Annotated in this window: 19 protein-coding genes and 1 tRNA gene; 6 read left to right on the top strand and 14 right to left on the bottom strand. The window is 49.8% G+C overall.

The window, feature by feature from the left end; genetic code table 11:
• Positions 1-2 precede the first annotated feature (2 nt).
• A complete protein-coding gene (locus B5F83_RS01815) occupies positions 3-1,388 on the bottom strand; it encodes a TolC family protein (RefSeq protein WP_087275305.1) in 1,386 nt (461 codons plus the stop codon).
• Positions 1,389-1,593: 205 nt separating this feature from the next.
• Between B5F83_RS01815 and B5F83_RS01810 the strand changes: the two genes are divergently transcribed.
• Entirely contained in the window at positions 1,594-2,043 is a 450-nt protein-coding gene (locus B5F83_RS01810) for an NUDIX hydrolase (RefSeq protein WP_087275306.1), read from the top strand.
• 27 nt (positions 2,044-2,070) lie between these two features.
• Here the strand turns inward: B5F83_RS01810 and B5F83_RS01805 are convergent, their stop codons facing one another.
• From B5F83_RS01805 to B5F83_RS01780, 5 genes are all read right to left on the bottom strand, one after another.
• Entirely contained in the window at positions 2,071-2,853 is a 783-nt protein-coding gene (locus tag B5F83_RS01805) for an MBL fold metallo-hydrolase (protein ID WP_087275308.1), read from the bottom strand.
• The gene (locus tag B5F83_RS01800; RefSeq protein ID WP_087275310.1) at positions 2,843-3,364 is read right to left on the bottom strand and encodes a hypothetical protein; all 522 of its coding nucleotides are present in this window, start codon (positions 3,362-3,364) and stop codon (positions 2,843-2,845) included. Before B5F83_RS01800 ends, B5F83_RS01805 begins: the two co-directional genes overlap by 11 nt.
• A 133-nt stretch (positions 3,365-3,497) precedes the next feature.
• Positions 3,498-4,019 (bottom strand): methylated-DNA--[protein]-cysteine S-methyltransferase, encoded by a 522-nt coding sequence (locus B5F83_RS01795; protein WP_087275312.1) that lies wholly within the window; start codon positions 4,017-4,019, stop codon positions 3,498-3,500.
• Positions 4,020-4,038: 19 nt separating this feature from the next.
• Positions 4,039-4,323: a nitrous oxide-stimulated promoter family protein gene (locus tag B5F83_RS01790; RefSeq protein WP_087275536.1), complete on the bottom strand. Its 285-nt coding sequence runs from the start codon at positions 4,321-4,323 to the stop codon at positions 4,039-4,041.
• A gap of 524 nt (positions 4,324-4,847) precedes the next feature.
• Positions 4,848-4,920 (bottom strand) — tRNA-Gly (locus tag B5F83_RS01780).
• A gap of 177 nt (positions 4,921-5,097) precedes the next feature.
• Between B5F83_RS01780 and B5F83_RS01775 the strand changes: the two genes are divergently transcribed.
• Positions 5,098-5,802, top strand: a complete 705-nt coding sequence (locus tag B5F83_RS01775; RefSeq protein WP_087275317.1) for a lipocalin family protein — start codon at positions 5,098-5,100, stop codon at positions 5,800-5,802.
• Between the two features lie 11 nt (positions 5,803-5,813).
• Positions 5,814-6,326 carry a peptide-methionine (S)-S-oxide reductase MsrA gene (gene msrA, locus B5F83_RS01770; protein WP_087275319.1) on the top strand — a complete coding sequence of 171 codons (513 nt, stop codon included), beginning with the start codon at positions 5,814-5,816 and terminating at the stop codon, positions 6,324-6,326.
• A gap of 151 nt (positions 6,327-6,477) precedes the next feature.
• Here msrA and B5F83_RS01765 read toward each other — a convergent pair whose 3' ends face one another.
• From B5F83_RS01765 to rsfS, 5 genes are all read right to left on the bottom strand, one after another.
• A complete protein-coding gene (locus B5F83_RS01765) occupies positions 6,478-7,794 on the bottom strand; it encodes a helix-turn-helix domain-containing protein (protein ID WP_158094125.1) in 1,317 nt (438 codons plus the stop codon).
• A gap of 567 nt (positions 7,795-8,361) precedes the next feature.
• Complete coding sequence (locus B5F83_RS01760; protein WP_087275324.1) at positions 8,362-9,069, bottom strand: phosphatidylserine decarboxylase family protein; 708 nt, start codon at positions 9,067-9,069, stop codon at positions 8,362-8,364.
• A complete protein-coding gene (locus B5F83_RS01755; protein ID WP_087275326.1) occupies positions 9,069-9,908 on the bottom strand; it encodes a phosphatidate cytidylyltransferase in 840 nt (279 codons plus the stop codon). Before B5F83_RS01755 ends, B5F83_RS01760 begins: the two co-directional genes overlap by 1 nt.
• Before the next feature lie 21 nt (positions 9,909-9,929).
• Positions 9,930-11,966, bottom strand: coding sequence for an ATP-dependent zinc metalloprotease FtsH (ftsH, locus tag B5F83_RS01750; protein WP_239383796.1), 2,037 nt, complete (start codon positions 11,964-11,966; stop codon positions 9,930-9,932).
• Entirely contained in the window at positions 11,947-12,318 is a 372-nt protein-coding gene (rsfS, locus tag B5F83_RS01745) for a ribosome silencing factor (protein ID WP_087275330.1), read from the bottom strand. The genes ftsH and rsfS overlap by 20 nt, the downstream gene beginning before the upstream one ends.
• A 48-nt stretch (positions 12,319-12,366) precedes the next feature.
• On the opposite strand from rsfS, the gene B5F83_RS01740 reads away from it, so the two are divergent.
• Complete coding sequence (locus B5F83_RS01740) at positions 12,367-13,104, top strand: biotin--[acetyl-CoA-carboxylase] ligase (protein WP_087275332.1); 738 nt, start codon at positions 12,367-12,369, stop codon at positions 13,102-13,104.
• Positions 13,105-13,110: 6 nt separating this feature from the next.
• Here B5F83_RS01740 and rpe read toward each other — a convergent pair whose 3' ends face one another.
• On the bottom strand, positions 13,111-13,764 hold the full coding sequence (rpe, locus tag B5F83_RS01735; RefSeq protein WP_204207300.1) for a ribulose-phosphate 3-epimerase: 654 nt from the start codon (positions 13,762-13,764) through the stop codon (positions 13,111-13,113).
• 20 nt (positions 13,765-13,784) lie between these two features.
• Positions 13,785-15,215, bottom strand: coding sequence for an aminoacyl-histidine dipeptidase (locus B5F83_RS01730; RefSeq protein WP_087275337.1), 1,431 nt, complete (start codon positions 15,213-15,215; stop codon positions 13,785-13,787).
• 186 nt (positions 15,216-15,401) lie between these two features.
• Here B5F83_RS01730 and B5F83_RS01725 point away from each other — a divergent pair, with 186 nt between their 5' ends.
• A complete protein-coding gene (locus B5F83_RS01725) occupies positions 15,402-17,120 on the top strand; it encodes a hypothetical protein (protein WP_087275339.1) in 1,719 nt (572 codons plus the stop codon).
• A gap of 23 nt (positions 17,121-17,143) precedes the next feature.
• Complete coding sequence (locus B5F83_RS01720; protein ID WP_143822435.1) at positions 17,144-18,574, top strand: DUF5723 family protein; 1,431 nt, start codon at positions 17,144-17,146, stop codon at positions 18,572-18,574.
• 69 nt (positions 18,575-18,643) lie between these two features.
• Here the strand turns inward: B5F83_RS01720 and dnaA are convergent, their stop codons facing one another.
• Positions 18,644-20,068, bottom strand: a complete 1,425-nt coding sequence (gene dnaA / locus B5F83_RS01715) for a chromosomal replication initiator protein DnaA (RefSeq protein WP_087275343.1) — start codon at positions 20,066-20,068, stop codon at positions 18,644-18,646.
• Positions 20,069-20,162 lie beyond the last annotated feature (94 nt).

The following is a 20,162-nucleotide window of genomic DNA, read 5'->3' as shown; positions in this document are numbered from 1 at the left end:
GATTATAAAATTGTTATTTCTTTTCCACTGTAAAAATTAAGCAGCTGTATATTCATGACAGCCATATATTTGGCCTGGAGCATCTGCATATTGGCCATGAGATAATTGTTTTTCTCGGTCAGGAGTTCAACCGTATTTTTCATACCGAGGTCGAACTGCTCGCTGACGAGTTCATAGCTGACACGCGCACTGTTGAGCTGTTCCTTGGCCGCCAGATACTGTTTCTGGGCGGAATTGGCATCCTGCCAGAACCCCTCGATTGTCTTGTAGAGGTCTTTCTGGCTTTCGATGAGTTCCAGCCTTGCCGTCTGTGTCTGTATCTCGGCCTTGCGTACCGCCGTCTTGTTCTGGAGGTTGCTAAAAATTGGGATGCTCAGCGTAAGGCCGACGGAATTGAACCAGCCCCGCTTCACCTGCTCGATGAAAGACATATCGGAACCGCTCGTATGGTTCGTACCTATGCCGGCCGAAAGGCTGAGGGACGGATAATAGCCTGCCTTGGATATTTTCTCCCCCAATTCGGAAGATTCGATATTGAGGTTCCCCGACTCTATTTCAGGCCTTACCCCGAGGGCCGCCTCATAAAGGCTGGATTTGTCTGGAAGCGGGACGAGCACGGACTCATCGGAAATCTCCGGAAGGAAGAGATTCATCTCATAATCCCCTTGTATTTCAAGGAGTTGCTTCAACTGTAACTTATAATCGGCCAACGTCGCTTCTGAAGAGACAAGCTGGTACCGGTCGCTGCTCCTCTGGGCTTCCAGCTGGGCATAATCTGCCTGGGAAATGCTGCCCGCATCGAGAAGTTCCTTGCCGCGGGTACATTCGGCCTCGCTGGTTTCAAGGGTCAGCCTCGCCACGTCCACGGCCTCGGAAGCATACAGTATCTGGACATAAATCTGTGCGATGCTTTCGAGAATCGAGTTCTGCGAAATGTCCACGTTCAGTTCCGCCAGCCGTCCTCCGAGCTTGTCCTGTTTGACGGTATTGCGAAGGCGCAACCCCTCGAATAGGCTCCACTGGGCATTCAGGCCGTATGAACCCATGTAGCTTGTTTTGTCGTTGGTCTGGAGGATTTCGCTTCCGGCTATGGTGCTGCTCGTCTCCTGGTATGGCTTGTTGGTCAGGTTCTGGGAGGTGGAGAAAGACACGCCCGGATACATCGCGGCCTTCGACTGCTTTAAGTCGAGTTCCGCACTTTCCACTTCAAGACGGCTCTTTTTCAATGAAATGTTTTCCTGGAGAGCATATTCTATGCAGTCTTCGAGAGTCCAGACCTTGTCAGGAGGCAGGTCTTCCTGTGCACCGGCGTTGTACGGAATGACGGCAAAGACCGAGATGGCCACGGCCGTGAGCGCCGATACGGATTTGTCATTAAATATTTTCATATATTTTTAAAAATTGTTTCCAAAAATTCTACGCGGCAAAATTACACGCCCTCCGGCAACTCTGCAAAAAGATTAGACGAAAACGCCGGAATTATGGACAAAAACCGCTTTACCGGCAATTATTACACAATTGGTTTGCTCCGCTCCAGGCTTCTGCGTATATTTACGTGCTGAAAAATACTGTTGCGCCAAAATAGCATAAAAGATGCCAGAATACACATATAAACACCCTCGTCCGGCCGTAACGGCAGACTGTGTGGTTTTCGGGATTGACGGCGAGACCGCCAAAGTCCTGCTAATAGAGCGTGGGAACGAACCTTTCAAAGGAAAATGGGCATTGCCCGGGGGCTTCATGGAGATTGGCGAGACCGCCGAAGAATGCGCCAGGAGGGAGCTGTATGAAGAAACCGGGCTGGAATGCTCCGGACTGACCCAGTTCCATACCTTCAGCGACGTACATCGCGATCCGCGCGAAAGGGTCGTAAGCATAGCATTTTATACCATAACCGAAATCTGCAAGGTCGCGGGAGGGGATGATGCGGCGAAGGCCAGATGGTTTCCACTGGAGGGGATTCCGGAACTGGCCTTCGATCACGAAAAAATCCTTGGAATGGCAATGCGGCTGTGCGCGGCCCAGCTGCCGGGTGCATTTTAACGCATTATACCCTTCAGCGTTTTACATTCAGCGCATTATGCCTTCAGGCAGATGCATTCCGGCAAGCACGAGATTGTTCTCACGAGCATAATCCATGAGATATTTTCTTGTCTCGACCGCCTTGGCCTTATCCATATCGTATGCGGCGCAATACTCGGGATAAGCCGACTGCAATGCGGCGCCATGCATGAAGTCTCCCGCTATCAGATATGTGCCCACCTGATAAGCAGTATGGCCCGGAGTATGTCCCACAGCCCCGATGGCAAGCACCTTCCCCGGAAGCACATCGCCGAAACCGAACAGATGCAACCTGTCGGAATAGGCCGACATCGTTTTCACGACCTGGGCCTTCTGGCCGTCCGGCATAGCCATCCATGCATCATATTCTGCTTGCGAGGCATAGACCTCGGCATTCGGGAAGGCTACCGAATCCCCCTTCATCATACCGCCTATATGGTCACCGTGAAAATGGGTCAGGTACAGGAAATCTATATCCTCGGGCGTCACTCCCGCCCCTGCCAGTCCTTCTTCAAGCAGGCTCTCCCTGGTGCCGAGACCGGTATCGAAAAGTATCGTCCCTTCACCGGTCTTTACAAGAAAGACACTCACGGACGACGGTATCCCTTCCTGAATGGACAATCCGGACACAAGGCTGTCAGGCACATCGCCGAACAACTCAAGCGGCATCAGTTTTTCCCCCGCATTGTCCTTAATCCAGGTAAGTTCCACATTGCCGTTCCTATCATTGCAGGAAGACAGTACGAAAGCGGCAGCCAGTACGGCCGCAGAAAGAAAATTTTTACAGTTCATCAACAGTCTTGTTGTAAAGGTTCATATCACAATAATCTAACGTTACATAATAAAACATGTCTCCTCCTTTGGATTCTCCGTAAATAAAAACTAGCGCACACATCCTTTCGTCATCCATGAACATATATGCTTTATCATTCAAAGAACTGAAATCACTAGAAGAATATGAACCATATATTCTGGTCAAGTTCGAAAATAATCTGTTAAACATGGACAAAGCATTATCGCGAGAGTTAAAGTTACATTCTAAATACACTCTATAAAGTCCATAATCATTAAAGTGCATAGTGACATGACGCCATTCATATCCACCCAATGTAACTTCATAAAGTCCCAATCGATTGTAATCCGAAATAGCAATTATGCCCTTTCTCATTAAAATCGTCCCTGCTGCTTCCTGCGAAGTTCCGAAGCGCACTCCGAAAAACGTATCCTGAATGTCGGAAGTCTGTGCCGCGGCTGTGGAAAAACCGAGAATAAGGGTAAAAATGATTATCGAAAACTTTTTCATGACACGTATTTTTAAACAACTTCTTATAAATTTTTATGAACGCACCAAAGTTAATGAAAATTTTCCGAGATTCCGCTAAACGGATTTTGCATGCGATTGCATTGCATACGCACATATCGGTATCAGGCGGAAGTCAGAGGCAGCGGCAGCCTTCGAGTTCAAGTAAAATTTTTTTTGCTTCAAGGCCTCCTCCATAGCCTGCAAGCGAACCTCCGGCACCTATTACCCGGTGGCATGGGGCAAAAATGGAAATGGCATTGGCACCGTTTGCATTCGCTACGGCACGCACGGCCTTTGGCATGCCGAGCTCCATGGCCAGCCGGCCGTATGAAAGAGTCCGCCCGTAAGGGATTTCCAACAGAGCTGCCCATACCCTGTTCTGAAACTCCGAGCCGGCAAAAAGCAACGGAATATCGAACGACGTCCGTTCTTTCCTGAAATATTCATCCAGCTGACGGGCCGCCTCACGGGTGATGTCCGAAGGGACTTCCGAATATGAAGCCGACAGATATGTCCGCAAGCGATGGTCTACCCTGCCGGGATGTTTTTCATTTGTCCAATTGCACAGGCAGAGCCTGTCGCCGAAAGAACCGAGTGTCAAATCCCCGCAAGGAGAATGGTATGTTTGAATAAAAATGTGCCCGCTTGTCTTCATATTTTTCCCATTTACAATCTCAAATATGCCTGAATGCCTCGAACGGCGAGTAAAGGAACATCCTCGGACCGCTGTAACGCATCACTTCCCGGATTTTCTCCCTCATTTCAGGACTATAACAATGTATGCTGCATTTCCGGCACGACTTTTTACTGACACCGAACGGGCAACTGTCCAACCGGGCCTGTGAATATCTCAAAAGGTCTTCACATTCGGAACAAAGCCCTTCCGCCCCATGCCTGCGACGGCAGTACAGCCTTATCATAAACTCCACCGTATCCTTTTCTTTCCGTATCTTCTGCATTTTCCGTATTTTCAGCATCCTCGCATCTTCTTTCTGTACCTCTTTCAGCTCTTTCTTTCCGCATCTTTTTTCTGCTTCTGCATGACAGATTTCACCAAAAACACACACAAAGATAGCAATTACGGACAAAAAAACACGGACTGGCGGATATTTCGGATTCACGGTCGGAAACATCCTGCCCACGCATAAAGTGGCGCCCCTGAGTACGGCTCATTTTCCACCCCACAGCCATCTTACCTATTATTAATATATTGATAATCAGCGTATTGCAAAATTGCAGGCTGCTTTTGGGTGCCTCAGAAAATACCCAAAAGCAGGAGTAATTTTAATAAAATACTGATTATTAAACACTTACAAAAACCGCAGATGGACGTGAGGTGGAAAAAATCCGAATCCATGAGACAAAACCTGGCAAAACTGGACATAATTGGCGGAAAAAAGGGCCGGGAGGGCATGAAAAAAGGCCCGCATAACCGTTTTTTATGATTTGCAAGTTATTGAGCCTTAAAAAGTTGTAAATTTTGAGCGGAAAACGGGAATCGAACCCGCGACCCTCAGCTTGGGAAGCTGATGCTCTACCAACTGAGCTATTTCCGCCTGATTGGGATTGCAAAGATATAAGGTTTGCGCATAAATCCAAAACTATTTTTCTTATTTTTGCAAATCGGCATTGATTTTAGCGGCCAGGCATTGATTTCCGGGCTGCGATACGGTGCCGGGAAGCATTGATTTTTAACCAGACAACAGAAACAGAAAAACAGAAACAGAAAAATTATGAAAACCGGATTTTCTTTCATCAAATTCACCGCGCTGGCACTGGCAATCGTAGCGGTGGCATCCTGCAAGAACGGCAACAGCGAGGCAGGATATTCTGGAACATACCATGCAATAATGCCGGCAGCCGACTGCCCGGGTATAAACACGATCCTGAGACTTGACACTAACGGCACTTATATCATTGATAGAGTGTACATTGACCGCAGCAACAGCGCCTATCAGGAGAAAGGAAAATACACCGTTTCCGGGGACAGGCTCACGCTCATCTCGGATGAGAACGACACGACATTGCTGAAAGCCGTGGACGGACTACTGAAATGGCTTGACCGTCAAGGAAATGAAATCACCGGAGACCTTGCCGGCAATTATACATTAAAACCTGGGGGAGAAATCCTGTGGCCTGACGGGAATGACGGCGCTTACCTGACCGGCGACTGGGTCGAACCGGTACCGGGAATGTCAGGACAGACCCAGGGAGTCTCACTGAAGGAAGACGGTACCGCCGAATCGATAAACATGGCCACTCTCCGATACGAGCAGTGGGACAGGATAGACAACATCCTGTTTCTGAAAGGAAAAAGCATAGGAAACGGGCAGACGATTGATTTTACCGACACACTGTTGATAAAAGGCCTCACGGCCGACTCCCTGACCGTTATAAGGGACGGCGTGGAAATCAGGTACGCAAGAAAAACCGAATAAACCCCGGGACAATGACCAAGACGATTTATCTCGCCGGAGGATGCTTCTGGGGTGCGGAGCATTTTCTTAAAATGATAGACGGCGTGGAAGAAACCGTCGTCGGCTATGCCAACAGCCGGCAGGTTTCGCCCACATACCAGGAGGTCTGCACGGGAGAGCCGGATGCCGTGGAATGCGTGGAAGTAAGATTCGACCCTGAAAGAGTGCCATTGGAAGACCTTCTCGGCCTGTTTTTCAAAATAATAGACCCGACAAGCATCGACAAACAGGGAGAAGACCGCGGAAGACAGTACAGGACAGGCATTTACTACACCGACCCCGAAGACGGGAAGCCCGTGCGCGAAGCCCTCGAAAAACTCTCACTCGACTATACCGCCCCGATAGCCGTGGAAGCCATGCCGCTGAAAAATTTTTACAGGGCGGAAGAATACCATCAGGACTATCTTGACAAGAATCCCGGCGGCTACTGCCACGTCCCGCAGCAGAAATTCATATTGGCAAGGCAATACAGGAAAAAAGGATGAGAGGGTAAAAAATGTGAGAAGAAAAAGGGGAGAGGACCAAAAGGGGAACTTTCAGCATTACGCTTGATCTGCAAGCCTTGAAATTCCTCCTTTCGGGTCCTCTCTCCGAGTCGTTCTAGTACGCATGAGTCGTTTCAGTACACACAAGTATCTACATCTTCACGCAACGCACGGCCATAGGCATGGCCCTGCCTTCGAAAGGAAGTTCCATACCGGAAGCGTCCGCCTGCATATACAGGCTCCGGCCTTCCGACCCTTCCTCCGGACACATGCTGCGTGTCCAGTAATATCCGTATTCGTCCGTCCCGTCGTGATTGCCGGAATAGGTAATCCTATAACCTGTAAACGGCCAGAAAATCCCTGAAACCGTAATGCCGAAATCGCCGGGCTCGAAAGCCTCTCCTGCCGTCCAGGCAGAAGCCGAAGGCACGGTGTAGCCGGCCGGGCACGGATCGAAGATGGTCTTGTCCATAGAGATATCATCACCCCACAGGAACGCCCCGGCATCCGGATTCATACAGAACCAATCGTAAGGCTTGACAGGTTCCACATAAAAATTCGTCATTATGAAACTCATCGGGTTCAGCACCGCCATGCAGGCATTTCCGAGAGCCTTGTCGGCATGTTCCATAGGAAGGGCATAATCCCATTTTCCCGTCCCGTCGCCGACATTGCAATTATTTGTCTCGTAATCATAGTCGCCCAAAACGGCACAATCTTCATAAGACATCAGGCTCGGCAACAGCGGATCCTTCCTTCCCCACTGATATTCCATGCCCCTGCTCCCGATGGCACCCTGCTCGACATCGCCTTTCTCCCATCCCGCCCGGGCATTGCAATACCTGAAACCGAACCGGTAGAAAGTGCTCAGCCGCATCAGGGCTTCCGTAGGACGTTTCTCCTTGTTGTCAAACACGACGGCAACCCGCATATTGTCGTACACCATGGTACGCGGGACGCCCTCCACGTTCCGGAAGAAGTTACGGTGCGCCTCCATGAATGCCAAAGTATCCTGGCGGTGGAACAGATAGGCAAATCGACCCTTGCTGAAGGGGAAGGCGAATACGGCCATCATCAGGCTCTCCTGTTTCCTGCGGATGTAACGGCATATCGTAGGATAACTGACCTTGAACCCCTTTGATGCCAGCTCCCTGTGGATGTCCTTCTTTTTCAGGCACTGCTTGCGCATCCCGTTGCGACTTCGGCGATCGTTCTCTTTTAACCAGCGATCTATCTCCTTGATTACCGCATCCGTCAGAACTCGCGGCGGTCTGGATGAGCCTCTGTAACGAGGAACCATCGACAGATAGTCTTCTACGCCGGTCTCAGGATCCTGAGCCACTGCCTCTTCGTAGCCCCGGACTATCCGACGGACTGTCTTCCTGTCCAATGATACACGCCGTGAGATCTCTCGTAGACTAAGTCTGTCTACACGATAGTAATGTAAAATCTGTTGCTTCTTGTCCATACTTATCATTCTTTTTTCTCGCTTTTTTCAAAGCTATACCGAATGTATCGTATGGTCCCTTTTTTATGATTTCTCTGGGGGATTTTTTAATGACTATTTACAAGCGAGTTGAATTTTAGTAAAATACTGATTTTTAATGATTTAGCAAAATTTAACTCGCTCCAAACTCGGATTTTGCCGGCATATTTTTCACCTCACGTCCATCTGTAATTTTTGTAAGTATTTAATAATCAGTATTTTATCAAAACCACTCCTGCTTTTGGGTACCTCAGAAAGCACCCAAAAGCAGCCCTATTTTTCGTAAGTTATTGATTATTAGTTACTTCTAAAAAAAGCAAAGTGGCTATGGGGTGAAATTTTTCACAAAATTGTAAGATACTGGCCTGCACAATCAGCGACACAATCAAAAACAGGCCTTCAAGCAGCCTGTAACACAGTTGCAAGCCAGCACGGTAACACCATAATGCGAAATAACCCCGCGATGGCAGGAAACTTGACCCAGTAATGGCATGAAAGTCAGCGCTCGGAATCGCATGAGGGTAACAGCCCCCGCGATGGCAGGGAACGTCAGTTCTCGGGACAGCTGGAGAGTTTGGCTATGACTGTCTCGCAGGCCCTTACCTCCTCGCCGAGCTGGACACAGATTTCCGCATCGACAGGAAGGAAAATATCCACACGCGAGCCGAACTTAATCAGTCCGCACTGGGTTGCGCCTTCGACCTCGTCACCGACTTCCGCATAAGACACTATGCGCCGCGCAAATGTGCCTGCAATCTGGCGGAAGAGTATCTCCTGCCCGTTGAAGCACTTCATTCCTATGGAAGTACGCTCGTTTTCCTCGGAAGCCTTGGGCTTGAAAGCCAACAGATATTTTCCCGGATGGTATTTGAAATAAGTTATAATCCCGGAAAGGGGATAAAAATTGACATGTACATTGAAGAAATCCATGAAAACAGAAACCTGAATGGCCTCGCGCCTCAAATGTTCTCCCTCGTATACTTTCTTGATTATCACCACTTTTCCATCGGCAGCAGAAGTAACGAGCCCGTTCTCGCAAATACATTCCCTCTTGGGCACACGGAAGAAATACGGAAGGAATGCCACGGGAACAACACCTACGATACCGGCGAATATCCTGATTACAAGGCAATCTACGAAATAAATCACGCTTCCGCAGATAGCCAAGACACCGAGATAAGCCACCAAAATCGTTCCTAAACCATCCCTGTGTACCTTCATAATAGACCTCCGCTTACCATTAGATGAACTTACCATTAGATGAAATTAAAAATTATCAGAAAAATGGCGCCGACAGGAAAGGCAATCAAGGCCCCGTCGAAACGGTCGAGCATTCCCCCGTGTCCGGGCAGGATATTTCCCGAATCCTTGACCCCGAAATGCCTTTTGAGCTTCGATTCAACCAAATCTCCGAAAACACTGAATACAAAGATAATCAATGTCAGGCAAATTACCGCCCACCAAGGAAGAAAACCGAACATCCAGTATTTTTTCAGCAGCACTCCGGAAATGAGAGCCACGAAGAGGCCGCCCCAGACACCTTCCCACGATTTTTTCGGGGAAATCGAGGGGAAGAGCTTGTGCCCGTGCTTCTGGCCGAAAGACATCCCGAAAAGATAGGCACCCACGTCCGAAGCCCAAAGAATTATGAAAAAGCCAATCAGTATGAGTCCGTCGAAGTTTCCGAAATCATCGAAAACCAGCAAGTTCATCGACACGAAAGGAAGGGCTATGTACACCTGGGAGGTAAACAGATAGGCCACACTGTCGAAATCATCGGCATCGTGTATGAACAGGCCGGCCACAAGAATCACTACCAAAGGTATTACCGCAAGCAGAATCAGCTTCATGCTGACATAGTACGGGAAAGACATGTGGAAGTATGTGAACAGGAACAACAGGACGGCAGCCATGTAGGCCAGCCATTTGGCCATCCGGAACTTTCCCGGGACCGTCATCCTGTAAAATTCCGAAAGGCAGGCAAGCATGGCGAACAACATCACGGGGACGAAAACGTATTCGCTGAAAAGCAGCGAAGCCAAAGTGACCCCTACAATCCCTACACCCGTTATCGTCCTTTTCAATGTAGCATTCATCTCTGTAAAATTTTTCTTCGGTTACCCGTTGTTCTCCTCCGTTGCCGCATCTTCATCAGGCGAATTCTCATCAGGCGAATTTTCAGCAGGCGAATCCTTAGCCACATCCGCCGCTTCTGATGCCGGCGGTTTTACCTTAGGGCCGAGGATAGCCTCTATATCTTCTGCGAAAATCACCTCTTTTTCATAAAGTAGTTCGGCCAGGCGCACGAAATTGTCTTTCCCGCTATCAATGATGCAGGAAGCCCTGCTTATGGCAGTATCTACCATGGAACGCACCTCCTTGTCTATTTCATCGGCCGTCTTGTCGCTGAACGGCTTGGTCCCGATGTTGCCGTTCGATATCAGCCCATAGTATGATAGATTCGGAACGGATTCTCCCATGCCGTAAACCATTATCATATTGTAAGCCATGCTCGTGGCCCTGTCGAGGTCGTTTGCCGCACCTGTCGAAATCTCTCCGGTGAACATCTGCTCGCCTACCCTTCCTGCCACAAGCGTGGCCATCTCGTCGAGCAGCTCGCCCTTCGAGCGGGTATGGCGTTCATCAGGAAGGAACCATGTAGCGCCGAGCGAATTGCCGCGCGGGATTATCGTAACCTTCAGGACCGTATCGGCTTTAGGCAGCATCCAATGCACCATGGCATGGCCCGCCTCGTGGTAAGCTGTGGCCTTTTTCTGCTCCGGTGTCATTACGAGGCTCTTGCGCTCGAGACCTCCTACAACGCGGTCTATCGCATCGAGGAAATCCTGTTTTTCTATGGCTTTTCTCGACTTGCGGGCCGCAATCAATGCCGCTTCGTTACATATATTGGCTATGTCCGCGCCCGAAAATCCCGGAGTCTGCTTGGCAAAGAAATCCGGATCGAAATCGGATGCTATCTTGAGTTTCCGAGTATGGACCTTGAAAAGTTCCACCCTGTCGGCCAGCTCCGGAAGATCAACGGTAATCTGACGGTCGAAACGCCCGGCCCTCATCAGGGCCTTGTCCAGTATGTCCACGCGGTTAGTGGCCGCAAGGATTATCACTCCGGAATTCGTACCGAAACCGTCCATCTCGGTAAGCAGCTGGTTAAGCGTATTTTCCCTCTCGTCATTCCCGGAAAAGCCACCGTTCTTGCTTCTTGCACGTCCGATGGCGTCTATTTCGTCTATGAACACGATGCACGGGGCTTTCTCCTTGGCCTGCTTGAAAAGGTCACGCACGCGGGATGCTCCCACGCCGACGAACATTTCCACGAAATCGGAACCGGCCATAGAAAAGAAAGGCACATCGGCCTCCCCGGCCACGGCTTTCGCCAGCAGGGTCTTTCCCGTACCCGGAGGCCCTACCAGCAAAGCTCCCTTAGGAATCTTGCCGCCGAGTTCAGTATATTTTTTCGGATTCTTGAGAAAATCCACAATCTCGTTGAGTTCCACCTTCGCCTCGGCAAGACCGGCCACATCGTTGAAAGTGACCTTCATCAGGCTCTTTTCCGCAATCTTGGCCGTAGATTTCCCGACATTGAAGATTCCGCCGGGACCTCCTCCGGCACCGGCGCCCTTGTTGAAACCACGGAACATGAAGAACCACAGCACCAGTATGAGCAGCGGGAAAATGAACCAGTTGAGTATCCCCCACATATCGCGCTTCTGCTCCATCACTACCTCGACCGAAGGTTTGCCCTCCTCGTTCAATACCGAATTGATTTCCTCGAAAGCCGTCTCCGGATCGAACTTATCGGAAACCAGGAAAAGTATGTGAGGAGGCTTATTTGGTATGTGCCCCCCGAAAAGCGCCGAATATTTCTGAAGGCTGTCCTTCTTTATCTGGACCTCGCCTTTGTATTCATTCCTTATATATACTATCTTGTCTATATCGCCGGCCAGAGCGTACTCCTTCACGTCAGCCCACTCCTTCTTCTGCGGATTCGCCCCCCTGTTGTTGAAAAACATTGCAAGGACGGCAACGGTTATCAGAATGTATATCCAGGTAAAATTGAAACGTATCTTACGGAAATTCGGACCTTTGCCCTGCGGCATGCCCGTATTGTTGTCATTATTCCCCATCTGGCTCATCGTCTTTATAATCGGTTTTTACAGCATCTGCCCACAAGTCTTCGAGACGGTAGAACTCCCTGTACTGTGTCTGGAAAATATGTATCACGATGTCGGCATAGTCCATTATCACCCAGAACGCATTCTCCTTTCCCTGCATCCTGACAACGCTCCTGCCGCACTTTTCCTCCATTTCCTTCTCAATATTGTCGCAGATTGCCGCGACATTCGTTGTCGAATCGGCGTTGCATATTACGAAATAATCGGCTATCGCCGTACCTATTTTTCTTAAATCCAAAGAGATGACATTTTTAGCCCGCTTGTCGAGCATAGCCATTGCAATGGTTTCGAGTTCCTTTTTTGCAATATCCATTTTAAAAACACTAAATTTGGGGGCAAATATACCACAAAATTCACACCAATGAAAAGAAACATTGCCATAAAATGGTTCAAATGCATAGATTCCACTAATAATGAAGCCATTAGGAATATCGACGATTATGACAGCATGACAGTGATAGCGGCCGAATCGCAGACCGCGGGCAAGGGCCAGAGGGGAAACGGATGGTACAGCGAAGCCGGAATGAACCTGACATTTTCGGTCATAGTCAAATTCGAAGATTTTCCCGCCTCGGAACAGTTCACCGTATCTCAGGCCGTTTCGCTCGGAATCTGCGACTACCTCCGGAGATTCGGGCTGGAGGCAAAAATAAAATGGCCCAATGACATATATGTCGGAGACAGGAAAATATGCGGAATCCTCATAGAAAACGGAGTCCGCTCCGGAAGCCTCGCCCGCAGCATAATAGGCATAGGGCTGAACCTGAACCAGACGGAATGGGGCACGACCGCACCGAATCCGACCTCGTTGGCGGCGGAATGTCCGGGCGGAGGCCCATATTTTCCCGAAAAAGAACTCGAAACGCTCGTTTCCGACATTTTCTCACGGCTCGAATCGAAAGACACCGCGGAAATCCGCGCCGGATACAAGAGGAAAATGTATCGCATCGACGAATTCCATGAATATGAAAACAAAAAGGATGGTGGAAAATTTTACGGAAAAATAATCGGGACCACGGAAAAAGGCACCCTCCTCGTACAGGACAGGGAGGGTGCGGTAAAAGAATTCGCCTTCAAGGAGATAGGCTATATCATTTAAGGCCCGTCATACGGAGAGTCCCTTGATTGCCCTGCATTCCATGTCCCTGTCGGCAGCCTTGAATACGGCGCTTCCCGCCACCACGCAATCCGCACCGGCGGCGAAAACCTCGTCGGCATTTGACGAGGATATGCCTCCATCGACCTGGATAAGGGTATCCAGCCCCTTGTCGTCTATCATCTTGCGCAGAAGCCTTACCTTAGGGAGGGAATCCGGCATGAATTTCTGCCCCCCGAAACCGGGTTCCACCGACATTACGAGCACATAATCGGCCTCCTCCAACAGCGGTTCGAGGATTTCTGGCCTCGTAGCCGGCTTGATTACGACCCCGGCCTTCATGCCAAGGGACCTTATTGAGCGCAATGCTTCGAGAGGCTTATGGGTGGCCTCATAATGAAAGCTCAGCCACTCCGTCCCTATTTTCGCGCATCTCTCGAAATAATTTTCAGGACGGACAATCATCAGATGGGTATCCAAAGGTTTGCGCGCATATTTCGCTATGGCCTCCATGACAGGAAAACCGAAGGATATGTTGGGAACGAAGATGCCGTCCATGACATCTATATGGAACCAGTCCGCCACGGAGCCGTTCACATATCCGATATCATCGGCAAGCCGGGCGAAATCTCCTGAAAGGATTGACGGTGCAAGCAGTCTCATAAGCCTTGGAATTAACGGAATCATTCATAATTGACAAGAATATCCTGAAGGAAGGCGACGAATTTGTCGAGCGACGCAAGTTCGAGCCTTTCACCCGGAGCATGCACCCCGCGAAGGGTAGGTCCGAAGGAAATCATGTCCAGCTCGGGATAGATATCCAGGAACAGCCCGCATTCAAGTCCTGCATGTATGGCCCTTACTACCGGTTCATGGCCGAAAAGCCCTTTGTAGGAGGCAACGCAACGTTTCAGCAGCGGAGAGTCCATCCTCGGTTTCCATCCCGGATATTCCGACTCATGCGTAACCTCGGCACCTGCAAGTTCGAAGGCCGCCTGTACTTTCGCGGCAGCGGCATCCCTTTCGGAAGTGACCGAACTTCTCTGGCTCGTCCCTATCCTTATCAGTCCCGGTTTTTCAAGTTTTACCGAAGCAAGGTTGGTCGATGTCTCCACCAGTCCCTTTATGTCCGGACTCATTCCGAGCACGCCGTGCGCCACGGAAACAAGGGAACGCAGAAGCCTGCCGGCGCTTTCAGGGTCGATTGCGCTTTCAGGCATTTCCACCTCCTCGAAAGAACCGTAAAGTCCAGGATCGGTAACGGAAAACTCTCCCTGTATGTCGGAAACGAAATCCCCGAATGCCTTCTTCATTCTCTCTACCGCACTGTCCGTAACGGCAATGACCGCCGAAGCCTCGCGCGCTATCGCATTGCGCTTGTTGCCGCCGAGGAAAGAGCAGAGCAGGAAGTCCTCACCGAGGCAGGTATACAGGAAACGCGCAAGCAACTGCACGGCATTGGCGCGCCCCTTGTCTATGTCATCCCCGCTGTGTCCGCCTATGCCTCCGGCTACCTTTACGGCAAAGGCTTTCCGACCCTCGCCGATTCCGACAGGGGTGTATGCAAGACGGGCCGTGGTATCCATGCCGCCGGCACAGCCTACGAACAGCTCCCCTTCGTCTTCTGAATCGAGGTTGATAAGAATCTTCCCCGTAATGAAGCCCGGCTTCAATGCCTTGGCCCCGTAAAGGCCGGTCTCTTCCGATACGGTAAACAGGGCTTCGATACGGCCGAGCTTCAGGTCGCTGCCGAGCACTGCAAGCTGGGCTGCCACGCCTATGCCGCAATCGGCCCCGAGGGTGGTATCCTTGGCGATAAGCCATCCGTCCTCGATTTCATATTTTATAGGGTCTTTCGAAAAATCATGCTCCACACCCTCGTTTTTCTCGCACACCATGTCCGAATGGCTCTGCAAAACGATTGTCGGCCTCTTCTCGAACCCCGGAGCGGCCTCCTTTATTATTACAACGTTTCCTATTTCGTCCCTTTTCGCTTCGAGCCCGAGACGTTCCGCATAATCGAGCAGATAGGCCGTAATCAGCTCCTCGTGCCCCGATTCGCGGGGAATTTTCGTAATTTCGTCGAAAATCGACAATACCTGTTTGGAATTCATACCGTTAAAATATTTAAAAAAATAATTTTCTATTCTGGCATCGACCGGATTCCGACAAAGTTACATTTTATTTACAATACGGCAAAAATAATTGCCGGACATTAGCTTATTACATTCTTTTGACTATCTTTGCGGCCCGAATTGAGAGGTTGTTTAAAAACAGCTTCTGAGATAATTTTTTTATTCATGAAAAATTTATTAATCAAAGCATCAGCGGGTACACTCGCGCTATTCGGGCTTATCTCGTGCATAGATTCGAGATACGACTTAGCAAACAACGAGCTCGACATGAACATCAGCTTCGGAGGCGACAGTCTCTCACTGCCTGTCGGCTCTACCGGAAACACAACCCTGAAAGACATCCTTAAACTGGAGGACAACGAATACCTCAAAACGGATGAAAACGGGAATTACATCATCGCCCCGGAGGCCGTGGATTTTTCCGAATCGGTACCGGTGGACAACTACTCTTTCAGGGGCGACCCGGCTTATCTCTATCTGGACTTCGGCAGCATCCCCCAGACAAGCGGCCTTCCTGACGAAGAGTTCAACTACGAACTTCCGGAGACCCATGAAGTGGATGTGACCTTCGACGACATCGAAGTGGACGAAATGATTGAAAGAATAGACAGAATCGAATTCGATGCGGTAGCCGTGGTTACAGTGGAACTCGCCACCGATGCGGTAAGCCGCGTGCGGATAGACGAGCTGTCGGTAATATATCCGGGATGGCTTCTGGTAGAAAGCGAGAACCCTGCAAAGGTCAGCGGCGAAGTGACACTGGACACCCCTCTTGTTTCCACCATGGACATCAGCGGAGTAGACTTGCACGATTATCCGGAAATGTTCAATCCTGAAACCCACCTGCTTACGATAAAGGACAAGATACGCACCAACTGCGCCATCACCCTCTTCGGCGGGGACATAAGCAATGAAGGCGGCGAAATACTCATAGACGTTACGGTAAACATCGTATCCCCTTCAGGAAGCGACGACATTGATGTATCCGCAATCGAAGCGGCGATTTCGGTGGCCACAGATCCGGTAACGGAAAACTTCGGCCTCGGGTTGGACGATGAAGAAGGCCTGATGTCCGGGGAAGGCATCCTCGACCTGACAGGCTCGTCCGTCTACCTCGACCTGAACAACGGAGCCCCTCTTGCCGCCTCATTCAGCGGGAAAATCGAGACTTTCGGCAAAAACGGGGAAAAACTCGCGGAAGTGGCCTTCGACACCCCTGAGATAGCCGCATCTTCCGAGTCGCATTTCGTCATTTCGCAAAACGGCAGTGCTGAAGGAGATTACACGGGCATAACCGTGGAAAATTTCGACGACCTGTTTTACCGGATTCCTGACAACATTTCGATTACATTCAATGCCAATTCATCGGCCGACTGCCGCATAATCCCGGGAAGCAATTATGAGATTTCGGGAACATGCCGTCTGGAAACCCCGGTATGTTTCGGCCCGGATCTGGACATGTCGGTCGATTATACCATTGAAGACTTGCAGAACAAGCTCGAAGGTTACACCGACATCCTTGACGGCATAATCATCGAAGGAAAAGTCGTATCCACCATTCCGGCAAACGCCACACTGAGCGGGATGGCCGTCGACATCAACGGCAACCCGATAGAGGGCATCGAGATACTTTCCGCCGACGGGGGCACCATTGAAATCCCTTACAGTCCGGATGCCGGAAACCCTGCCGAAATATCTATCTCGTTAATGGAAACCATTGACGGGGCCATTTCCGGGCTGAACGGCATAATACTGACGTCAAGGCTCTATAAAGGCACGGGGGAAACCGTCAATATCGACAACGGAGTGGTATTCGAAGACATTACCCTCATCATCCCGGGCGGGGTGAATATAGATTTGTCAGAAGACACAGATGTAGAATAATCCGACAATTGAAAATTCAAGATATGAAAAATATAATAAAAGCCGCAATCATAACCTTGGCTTTACTGCCATCGGCAGCAGCCGCTTCCCAGGCACAGGAACTGAAATCCTCGTATTTCATGGAAGGGGCGGCATACAGGCACAAAATGAATCCTGCATTTTTCAATGAATCCTCATACATCAACCTGCCGTTCATTGCATTGGGCAATTTCAACTTCGGACTCAATTCAAACATGGGCCTAAGCAATTTCATCTACCCTATGGAGGACGGAGGACTCACTACATTCATGAACAGTTCTGTGAGCACGGAAGAGTTCCTCGGAGGGCTCAGCGCCGAAAACAGACTGACATTGGACCTCAGCACCGACATACTCAGCCTCGGATTTTTCGGCATAGCTGGAGGCTTCAATACGATAGAAGTCGGATTGAGGAGCAACACCTCGGTCAACCTTCCGAAAGAGCTGTTCGCGGTCCTGAAAAACTTCATGCCGGAAGCCGAAGGGACATCCTACCATATCAGGAACATCGGGGTCACGAGCAACAATTTCCTTCAGTTTTCCTTAGGGCATAGCCGCTATGTCTGGAAAGACAGGATTTCCGTAGGAGCGAAACTGAAGTTCCTCGTAGGCGTGGCCAGCCTCGATGCCAATATCGACAGGCTCGACCTTTATTTTTCAAAGAACGTCTGGAATGCCGACATTTCAGGAAGCGGATACCTTGCGCTGAAAGGGGCCGGGCTGACTTCCGATGCCGACAACTACATAGACGGCTTCGATTTCAATTCGAATGAAATCGGCATAGGTGGATACGGCGCGGCAATAGACTTAGGAGCATATTTCGACATGGACTACCTTGTTCCGGGACTTGCCATTTCCGCCTCCGTCACAGACCTCGGTTTCATCAACTGGTCCGGAGTCCAGACGGCCGACTGGAACGGCAACTTCGAATTCACGGGAATGGACAATATCGGGCAGGGCAATTCACTTGATTCCGAACTCGATGCCCTCGGACAGCGCGCGTTAAAATTCATCAGGCCGAAGAAAGGCGAAGAACTTCCGTCCAAAATATCGATGCTGAGCGCAAAGATGTACATCTCGGCCGAATACAAGCTGCCGATGTACGACAAGGTAAAATTCGGACTGCTTTCCGCAACCACTTTCAATGGCCCGCACACATACAGCGAGGCAAGGCTCGTAGCCCAGTATTCTCCGGCAAAATGGTTCGAGTTCAGTCTCAACTATGCTTACGGGAGCCTCGGCCATTCATTCGGCTGGATGCTCAATTTCCATCCGAAAGGCTTCAACTTCTTCATAGGCAACGACAATTTCTATCTGGGAAAATACAGCCCGCAGCTGATACCTGTAGGAAAGATAAAGATGAACATAAACTTCGGTTTCAACATCACCTGGGGTAGCGACAAGATAGCCAGCCACAAGGAAAAACTCAAGGGCTGAATCCGGAAAGGCAAAAATGAAAAAAGCGGCTTTCACGGCCGCTTTTATTTTATGTCTGTCCGTTCCGCACTATCTTCCGTTCCCGTAAAGCAGGGTCTTCTCGATATCGCTGACATACTGCCTTACGCTCTTGTCCGTATCCATAAGGTCATTAACCGTCTTGCAGGCATGGAGCACGGTGGCATAGTGACGGCCGCCTATCCTTTCACCTATGGTGGACAAAGATGTTTTCGTATGGTTGCGGCTAAGGTACATGGCTATCTGCCGTGCCTGCGCCACCTCCCTCTTGCGCGAATTGGCGTCCATATCCTTTTCGGTGATGTTGAAATAGCTGCAAACCACATCCTTCACCCTGTCGATGGTGATTTCCTTCCCGCCTTTCCCGACGATGTTGTCCACTACGGAAGCAGCCAGTTCAAGGGTTATTTCCTTCTTTGCAAGCGTAGAATTGGCAATAAGTGAAATCAAAGCCCCTTCAAGCTCCCTGAAATTGGTGACAATCTTGTCGGCAAGGAATTCAAGGACATTGCCGGGTATCTCGACACCTTCACGGAAACTCCTGTGCCTCAACATTTCGAGCCTGGTCTCATAGTCCGGGGCCATCAGTTCCACGGACAAGCCCCATTTGAGCCTCGACAGAAGGCGGTCTTCGAACTTCTGCAAATCGACCGGAGCCCTGTCGGAAGTAAACACAAGCTGCTTGCTGTTCTGATGCAGATGGTTGAATATCTGGAAAAAGGCGTTCTGGGTGCCCTGCTTGTCTGCGAACTCCTGGATATCATCTATAATCAGGACATCTATCTTCATATAGAAATGCAGGAAATCCACCAGTTTGTTCTGATTCACGACCGCATCCATATACTGGGTCTTGAACCTTGCCGCCGGCACATACAGGACAATCAGATCCGGAAACCTTTCCTTGACCGCTATTCCTATGGCCTGCGCCAGATGGGTCTTGCCCATTCCGGAAGCGCCGTAGATGAAAATAGGGTTGAAAGGCGTGTCGCCAGGCTTGACAGCTATGGTCTTCCCGGCGGTAAACCCGAGCCGGTTGCATCCCCCCTCTACAAAATTGTCGAAACAGTACTGAGGATTGAGCTGGGGGTCGATTTTCAGTTTCTGGAGTCCGGGAAGTATGAAAGGATTTACGGACGACTGTACTGAAGGCTGGATGAAAGTCTCCTTGTTTGTCAGCTGGCCGCTGTTCTGCCCCGGATACCTGATATGAGGCTGGTTGGACACAATCTTCACTTCATACACAAGCCTGGCCTCCGGGCCGAGCTCGCGGTGAAGCACCTTTTTAAGAAGATCCAGATAATTGGCCTCAAGATATTCCCTGAAAAATTCGGTAGGGACACGGAGGGTAAGGGTGGCTTCTTCCAACCTTACGGGAACAATCTTTTCGAACCACGTCGCGAACGACTGCGGCTCGATGATATCCTTAATGACATTAAGGCAATTGTTCCAAACCAATATATGCTTGTCCTCCAACATCGGTATCCCTTTCTCGGTATCTTTTTCGATTAACGGAAGACAAAAGTGAAAAAAAACTTTTTCAATAAAAATGAAAATTCCTATTGGAATATTT

Origin of the sequence: Muribaculum sp. An289 (assembly GCF_002159555.1) — a bacterium.
In the GTDB taxonomy this organism is placed as follows: Bacteria; Bacteroidota; Bacteroidia; order Bacteroidales; family UBA932; genus Merdivivens; species Merdivivens faecigallinarum.
Note: the sequence above shows the minus strand (reverse complement) of the source record. Positions and strands in the feature narration are given on the sequence as shown.

Excerpts from the sequence above, each read along its gene's own strand:
- B5F83_RS01815 (WP_087275305.1), bottom strand. The coding sequence starts at position 1,388 with ATGAAAATATTTAATGACAAATCCGTATCGGCGCTCACGGCCGTGGCC.
- B5F83_RS01810 (WP_087275306.1), top strand. The coding sequence starts at position 1,594 with ATGCCAGAATACACATATAAACACCCTCGTCCGGCCGTAACGGCAGAC.
- B5F83_RS01805 (WP_087275308.1), bottom strand. The coding sequence starts at position 2,853 with ATGAACTGTAAAAATTTTCTTTCTGCGGCCGTACTGGCTGCCGCTTTC.
- B5F83_RS01800 (WP_087275310.1), bottom strand. The coding sequence starts at position 3,364 with ATGAAAAAGTTTTCGATAATCATTTTTACCCTTATTCTCGGTTTTTCC.
- B5F83_RS01795 (WP_087275312.1), bottom strand. The coding sequence starts at position 4,019 with ATGAAGACAAGCGGGCACATTTTTATTCAAACATACCATTCTCCTTGC.
- B5F83_RS01790 (WP_087275536.1), bottom strand. The coding sequence starts at position 4,323 with ATGCAGAAGATACGGAAAGAAAAGGATACGGTGGAGTTTATGATAAGG.
- B5F83_RS01775 (WP_087275317.1), top strand. The coding sequence starts at position 5,098 with ATGAAAACCGGATTTTCTTTCATCAAATTCACCGCGCTGGCACTGGCA.
- msrA (WP_087275319.1), top strand. The coding sequence starts at position 5,814 with ATGACCAAGACGATTTATCTCGCCGGAGGATGCTTCTGGGGTGCGGAG.
- B5F83_RS01765 (WP_158094125.1), bottom strand. The coding sequence starts at position 7,794 with ATGGACAAGAAGCAACAGATTTTACATTACTATCGTGTAGACAGACTT.
- B5F83_RS01760 (WP_087275324.1), bottom strand. The coding sequence starts at position 9,069 with ATGGTAAGTTCATCTAATGGTAAGCGGAGGTCTATTATGAAGGTACAC.
- B5F83_RS01755 (WP_087275326.1), bottom strand. The coding sequence starts at position 9,908 with ATGAATGCTACATTGAAAAGGACGATAACGGGTGTAGGGATTGTAGGG.
- ftsH (WP_239383796.1), bottom strand. The coding sequence starts at position 11,966 with ATGAGCCAGATGGGGAATAATGACAACAATACGGGCATGCCGCAGGGC.
- rsfS (WP_087275330.1), bottom strand. The coding sequence starts at position 12,318 with ATGGATATTGCAAAAAAGGAACTCGAAACCATTGCAATGGCTATGCTC.
- B5F83_RS01740 (WP_087275332.1), top strand. The coding sequence starts at position 12,367 with ATGAAAAGAAACATTGCCATAAAATGGTTCAAATGCATAGATTCCACT.
- rpe (WP_204207300.1), bottom strand. The coding sequence starts at position 13,764 with ATGAGACTGCTTGCACCGTCAATCCTTTCAGGAGATTTCGCCCGGCTT.
- B5F83_RS01730 (WP_087275337.1), bottom strand. The coding sequence starts at position 15,215 with ATGAATTCCAAACAGGTATTGTCGATTTTCGACGAAATTACGAAAATT.
- B5F83_RS01725 (WP_087275339.1), top strand. The coding sequence starts at position 15,402 with ATGAAAAATTTATTAATCAAAGCATCAGCGGGTACACTCGCGCTATTC.
- B5F83_RS01720 (WP_143822435.1), top strand. The coding sequence starts at position 17,144 with ATGAAAAATATAATAAAAGCCGCAATCATAACCTTGGCTTTACTGCCA.
- dnaA (WP_087275343.1), bottom strand. The coding sequence starts at position 20,068 with ATGTTGGAGGACAAGCATATATTGGTTTGGAACAATTGCCTTAATGTC.